We start from the raw sequence: 6,000 nt of genomic DNA, 5'->3' as shown, positions 1-6,000 counted from the left end.
TAAAATAGCGTTTTTTATTAAGAAATTAGTCATTCCAACTAAAACGGATGTAATGTTCGTAATAAGATCCACCTAAAATGTTTTTCTTTTCTACTACCTTAAATTCAACTTTCACACCATCCATTAATTCTTGTAACTTTTCCGTAAATGGTTTTGAGTGCAGAATATGCTTGTCTGGATTTTCTTTATGAATTTGATATCTATAACCTGAATATCCATTTGCAGCACTTTCGATTATTACGCATTCCATTTCCTCTGCAAATTCCAATACCTTTTCATCAATGACTTTTTCTTGGAGTTCTTTCAAATTCCCCACTAAGGACATTTCCATTCTCCTTTTTCTCAAATAACGATTTTGTTTTAAATCCTCACATTCCTAAAAAACATACATACAGTATCATGAGGTATTCTTTTTTATTTTTCTTAAGGAGCGCTTTAAAAAGCGCTCTTTAGTTTTTAAATAAAGATTTTGTTTTACTTTTGCTAACTACCCTTCCCTTGTATAAATGCACCTTTTTCACATACCATATTAAAATCCAAATAATTCTCTTTTAGGATGGTACTAATATGAACAAGGCAGTAAAATACATTTTAATCTTCTTTTGTACGGTGTTTTATATTGTAATTATTGGCAGTATTGTCTATCAAAACTTTGTTCAAGAGCATTTTATTCCTCCAAGTAAGAAATCTAAGATTGAACATAAACATTCATAATTAGCTATAAGGAGCGCTCCACAAGACATTCTTTAGCTTTAAAATAAGATTTTGTTTAGTTTCCATTAACCATTTTGATTCATTTGCATACAGTATTATCACAAGGAATTTCACAGGTTGCTCTGGTCCAGTTACCTTGAATTTCTTGCAGACCTTGTGGGAAGAATCCGTTTGTAACGAACGAATTCTTTTATTTATTTTTCATACAAAATCTTTTCGTTTTTCTAAAACCTAATTTACCGATTACGAATAAGAGATTCCTTTTAAATGTTCAGAAGAAATCTCTCATTCTTTTGTACATAAAAAGACTCCGATACATATCTCATTTTTTAAAGTTACTTAATTTTTCATTGCAATTTAAAGCTTGTAATTTCACCTGTAGCTTGGCGTATTTTTAATCCGGAGTAATAATCTGCTTCTGCTTTACTATCGAATACATGGCCGTCTAGTTCTACCTTCTTATTGTTATATTTACTCATAATTTTTCTCTTTTGTTTTACTAATTAGCTGATTAATTTCATAGATACCATGTATCAAACATTCCATGTTTCTTCACCCCTTGAATATTTTTTAAATAAAAATACATACTATTCTCAAGCCGCCGTATCCACGGCTAATACTTCTTTCTTTTGTTACAGCAGAAGCAGGTAGGTTCTTAACTTATCTGCTTTTCCTGTATATTTTTTAAAATATCGAAAATAATACCAACAAGCTGTTTGAACTAGCAGCTTCACTCTTCTCCTAATAGGAATGCAATTTATCACAATTAGCTAACTCATTCGACTCACTGGCAGACAACCAAAATTATTGTCTGCTTTTTGCATGGAATTTTTCATTTTACATATACTAGTTTTGAGCCTGTTACCAATGCAAGCCATTTTGGTGTTTTGAATTCCAACTAAGCTTTTTGTTGCATAGATTATTACATCTTTGACAACACTAATTTAAAGCGCGTTTTCTTGTTATTCGTAGTTCTAATCCAGAATAATTTTTCTCCTATTAAAGGACAGCAGATACGACTGCAAGTCCTTTTTTCTTATACCGCATATTCCCCCTTCTGGTAGCTTCGAACCACATTACCCTCATCATCGTAATAAGCAATTTCCAAAAAATGATGACAGTTGCGCTTTTCAATTCCTCCATCGAACAAAACGAACAAATGAGTTTTCCAGTTCCTTACAATCACCCCCGCATGGAGGTAGCGAAAATTTTACACTTTCTTGAAAGCCTGCTCTGCGCTGTACATGCGCTTGATGTCAAAAACATCTTCATTCTCGCACTTTACAAACTTCATAAATTTCACCATCGACATTGTTACAAATTTTGTTCTGAACTGCTGCCAATAAAGATAACTTGCTTTACTTTCCATTTCAGCAACAATAATTTTATCTTTCTGCCAATATTCGAAAATGGTTGTTAATTTAAATTTGTAAATAAGAAAGCTCGATCTTCGCACGCCCTTATTTTTTTCATCTACCAATATGAGTTAAATCATTTATAAACTTCTCTTCCTCCATTTCGATAATTGCGGAATGTGTAATGAAAATACTCGCTCGCTTCAATACCTTTTCTTTCAACCAAAGTGGTCTACCGAAATAGTAGACATAATAAGTTCCGTTCTCTTTTTGCTGCACTATAACATTCCCGTACAGTTTGAATGTGTTACGAATTTCTTTCACCAAATCGTCCAATTCTTTGTTTGCAAAAGATATTTCCGTATCATCATCAGAGGAGCTAGTACGAACTGCTTTCTCTCGATTTTTTTCGATTAAATATTGTTCATACGTAAGTTGCACTTGTTCTTGAATTGCGACATGGTTGTAATACCCTTGCTCTACTGGTTTTGGACTATAAAATTTCTTTTATATATTTTAAAATTCATTTTAAATACGGTGAGTGAAATTTTTTTCGGCATCACCCTTGTTGTATACAAACAAAAAAAGAGCCGCAATATTTCGCGACTCTTTTACAATTATAACCATTTAGCGGCCACGTCTTTGCTGACCTTGCTTTGTACTACCTTTTTTATTACTTGGCTTATTAAATGATCGGTTATTTTCATTTCTAGAACTATTTCTTGAATCACTTCTTGAGCCATTTCTGGAATCACGTCTTGATTCACTTTTTGAACCTTCACGGCTATCTCTTTGACGATATTGACCTGATTTCTTTGGAGCCGGCTTTGGTACCGGTTTTCCATTTTCATCTACACGTTTTATCTTCGGTTGTTCGATTATTTCTCTTTGTATTGGTGCACCAAGCGTTTTTTCAATTTCTTCTAAATGTTTTTCATCTTTCGCTGCAACGAATGTAATTGCAAGACCTGATCCACCTGCACGTCCTGTTCGGCCAATGCGGTGAATATAACTTTCTACATCTTCAGGGATATCAAAGTTAAATACGTGCGTTACACCATCTACATCAAGTCCACGAGCTGCTACATCCGTTGCGATTAAGTACTGAATTTTAGCTTCTCGGAAACTCTTCATAACTCTTTCACGTTTCGCTTGAGGTATATCACCATGAAGTTCAGCACAATTATAACCTAGTCCTTTTAAATTATCATAAAGCTTACTTGCTCTAACCTTTGTACGACAGAAAATAACTGCTAAAAATGGTTGATCACGATCCATAACAAAACGAAGTGCATCTGGCTTTGCACGATCTGTCGTCTCAATGACACGCTGCTCAATTGTATCTACCGTTACTTCTTCACTTTGTACTTGAATCATTTGCGGCTCATCCATATAACGCTTCGCCAATTTTTTAATATCTTTTGGCATCGTTGCTGAGAATAACATCGTTTGTTTACTACCAGGTGTCTCATCTAAAATATCTTCAATATCATATAAGAAACCGAAATAAAGCATTTGATCCGCTTCATCTAGTACAATCGTTGAAAGATTACTTAAATCAATTGTTTCACGTCGTATATGATCTAATAATCGTCCTGGTGTCGCTACAACAATATGTGTATTACCTTTTAATTTTCTCAATTGTTGTGCGACATCTTGTCCGCCATATATCGCTAGTACATTAATATCTTCTCTTTGAACAAGCATTTTTTTAATTTCAGTTGTAATTTGCAGTGCTAGTTCCCTTGTTGGCGCAACGATTAAAGCCTGAACATCACTAGACTCTGGATTGATTTTTTCTAAAATCGGTAACACGAATGCTAACGTTTTACCCGTTCCTGTTTTCGCCTGCCCAATAATATCTTTACCTGACAGAATAACTGGAATTGCCTTCTCTTGAATTGGTGTTGCTTCTGTAATTCCATTTTCACGTAATGTATGATTAAAAGTTTCACTAATTCCTAATTCTAAAAAGTTTTTCAAATAGACCACTTCTTTTCCTTATTTTTCACATTAGCTTTCATTGTACCATTTGTTTCGCTAAATATGAAAAATAAAAAAATTCTTATCTTCTTTTTTTATATTCATCGTGTACTAGATGGACAAATTCTTTTTGCTTTTTCTCGGATTTTATTAATGTTTCCATATTTGCAGAAGTCAAAATATACTTTTTAATTTTTCTATTACTCCAAATTAAACTTGTATACTTTGTATCTTCGTGTAGCTTTCGAAACCACTCAAATTCGCTTAATTTGACAATATGATGTTTTAATTTCATGTCATTTCGAGGATAAAACAAAATTATATCCATTATTACATCAAGCAATAAACTCATCTTCTCCCCTCCTATACATATATATTTCAATGTTACGGAAATATAGTTATAGGGTGATAAAATTGACCACTACATTCATAAATTTTTTTTGCATATTTATCTTATTATATTTTCAATCCACTACAATTATTATGGCGAAATCTCAAACAGATGTAATAAGTGAATTCAAACATGCCTTACTCAAAAATGATAAATAATTAATGCAGTCATATGTAACAGAAGGGGTTGAACTACCTACTTTCCAAAAGGAAAAACCTATTCATGAAATTAAAATAGTACCATCTCCAAAAGAAGATACTACAATTCTTATTTCTTATTTGAAAGGCACTAATGATGAATTTACTATCGGTTTCATTTTAGAAATAGTAACAAAAAATAATAAAATATCTCAAATGAATCAAATTTATGATGGGAATCCACTTATAAAAGAAGCTACTATCGTAAAAGAATATGAAATGAAATGTAAGGAACATATACTTACTCCTACAAAATTCACGAATTTCAAGGGTACATCTATAACGATTACTTAAACCTCCAATACTACAATGAAGACATTAATGGGATTTTTAAAATCACTGTTTCACCAGTTCAAAACAAATTAGGCTTCTATGTACATAGTGGAGCTAAGTTCTACAGCTTAAAAAATAATATAAAAGCACTATATAATCCTCATTTTGATTCAGCATATGAGCTCCTCTTTCAGGAAAATGGTTTTCAATATACAATTGCAATTGGTAACAAACGCTATATACAAGGAAAATATAACGTAAAGGATTTAATTCAAATTGCAGAATCTATGAATTAAAAAAACAATCTTTTCTATATCGAAAAGATTGGTTTTTTTATTATTTTATACAGTAAGCTTTCCTCCATGATAGCAATAATACTGCGCTGCTTTAAGACTTTTAATCCTATTTAAAGACTGTTCCGCCCTTTCTATATCTAAACAAAAATTCGGATTAGCTATAACTAACTCTCGATTCTCTTGAACCGCTGCATCTCCTGTAATTACACAGTCTAAATTGGGAAAATATAATGAAATATGCCCCGAGGTATGTCCTGGCGTTGCCACTACTTGACATTCATTATTCAAAATCATTTGACCATCATGTACTTTTTCATCGACGAAAATATGTTTTATATTTTTTAACTGTTGTATAAACCATTTACCAAATTCTTTTTCTTCATTTGGCATACGTTCTAACATTTCTTCAGCTTGAACTAACCTCTCTGATTTTATATCACCATTAATATTGTTAGATTCAATTTCACTAGCAATAACATTAATATTTGGATATTTCACTTTAAAATCATATAAAGCCCCTATATGATCGTCATCATAATGGGTAATAATTATATTCTTTAAGTTTTTCATCTCATATCCATGTTTTAATATTGCATTTTCAATTAAAGGTAAAAAACTTGGATATCCTGTATCCACTAACGTTAATTCATTATGTAATATAATTAAACTTGGATAAATACATTGTTTTTGCCCGTTAAATTCGAATTCAATTGGTAGTTCTATTATTTTCATTTTTCTTCCCCCATACCGCTTATAAAATGCATAATAATAACTAAATCATCCACATACAT

The 6,000-nt window shown here is 31.9% G+C and carries 6 protein-coding genes and 2 pseudogenes; 2 read left to right on the top strand and 6 right to left on the bottom strand.

The genetic code is table 11. The features are described 5' to 3' along the window. Window positions 1-25 precede the first annotated feature (25 nt). Entirely contained in the window at window positions 26-325 is a 300-nt protein-coding gene (locus C4S65_RS21350; RefSeq protein ID WP_061665829.1) for a hypothetical protein, read from the bottom strand. Window positions 326-567: 242 nt separating this feature from the next. Here C4S65_RS21350 and C4S65_RS34545 point away from each other — a divergent pair, with 242 nt between their 5' ends. After that, window positions 568-714 (top strand): hypothetical protein, encoded by a 147-nt coding sequence (locus tag C4S65_RS34545; protein WP_153578076.1) that lies wholly within the window; start codon window positions 568-570, stop codon window positions 712-714. A gap of 350 nt (window positions 715-1,064) precedes the next feature. On the opposite strand, the pseudogene C4S65_RS21345 reads toward C4S65_RS34545, so the two are convergent. The 4 genes and pseudogenes from C4S65_RS21345 to C4S65_RS21325 form a co-directional block, all read right to left on the bottom strand. Next, a pseudogene (locus tag C4S65_RS21345) lies at window positions 1,065-1,193 on the bottom strand (DUF1064 domain-containing protein); the annotation flags it as partial. A 990-nt stretch (window positions 1,194-2,183) separates the two neighbouring features. Next, window positions 2,184-2,510, bottom strand: coding sequence for a hypothetical protein (locus C4S65_RS34535; RefSeq protein ID WP_176281129.1), 327 nt, complete (start codon window positions 2,508-2,510; stop codon window positions 2,184-2,186). A 186-nt stretch (window positions 2,511-2,696) separates the two neighbouring features. Then, window positions 2,697-4,061, bottom strand: coding sequence for a DEAD/DEAH box helicase (locus tag C4S65_RS21330; protein ID WP_003307035.1), 1,365 nt, complete (start codon window positions 4,059-4,061; stop codon window positions 2,697-2,699). 73 nt (window positions 4,062-4,134) lie between these two features. Beyond that, window positions 4,135-4,404, bottom strand: coding sequence for a hypothetical protein (locus C4S65_RS21325; RefSeq protein WP_086406715.1), 270 nt, complete (start codon window positions 4,402-4,404; stop codon window positions 4,135-4,137). Between the two features lie 29 nt (window positions 4,405-4,433). On the opposite strand from C4S65_RS21325, the pseudogene C4S65_RS21320 reads away from it, so the two are divergent. Next, window positions 4,434-5,209 (top strand): annotated as a pseudogene (locus C4S65_RS21320) (hypothetical protein). Window positions 5,210-5,254: 45 nt separating this feature from the next. On the opposite strand, the gene C4S65_RS21315 reads toward C4S65_RS21320, so the two are convergent. Beyond that, window positions 5,255-5,941 (bottom strand): MBL fold metallo-hydrolase, encoded by a 687-nt coding sequence (locus C4S65_RS21315; RefSeq protein WP_000691156.1) that lies wholly within the window; start codon window positions 5,939-5,941, stop codon window positions 5,255-5,257. Window positions 5,942-6,000: the final 59 nt, after the last annotated feature.

It is taken from the genome of Bacillus sp. ok061 (assembly GCF_900108285.1).
Lineage (GTDB): Bacteria > Bacillota > Bacilli > Bacillales > Bacillaceae_G > Bacillus_A > Bacillus_A thuringiensis_S.
The sequence above is the reverse complement of the archived record's forward strand: the minus strand, read 5'-3'. Positions and strand labels throughout refer to the sequence as shown.

What these genes read in the sequence shown, in the direction of transcription:
- C4S65_RS21350 (WP_061665829.1), bottom strand. Translation starts at nt 325, where the DNA reads ATGTCCTTAGTGGGGAATTTGAAAGAACTCCAAGAAAAAGTCATTGAT.
- C4S65_RS34545 (WP_153578076.1), top strand. Translation starts at nt 568, where the DNA reads ATGAACAAGGCAGTAAAATACATTTTAATCTTCTTTTGTACGGTGTTT.
- C4S65_RS21325 (WP_086406715.1), bottom strand. Translation starts at nt 4,404, where the DNA reads ATGAGTTTATTGCTTGATGTAATAATGGATATAATTTTGTTTTATCCT.
- C4S65_RS21315 (WP_000691156.1), bottom strand. Translation starts at nt 5,941, where the DNA reads ATGAAAATAATAGAACTACCAATTGAATTCGAATTTAACGGGCAAAAA.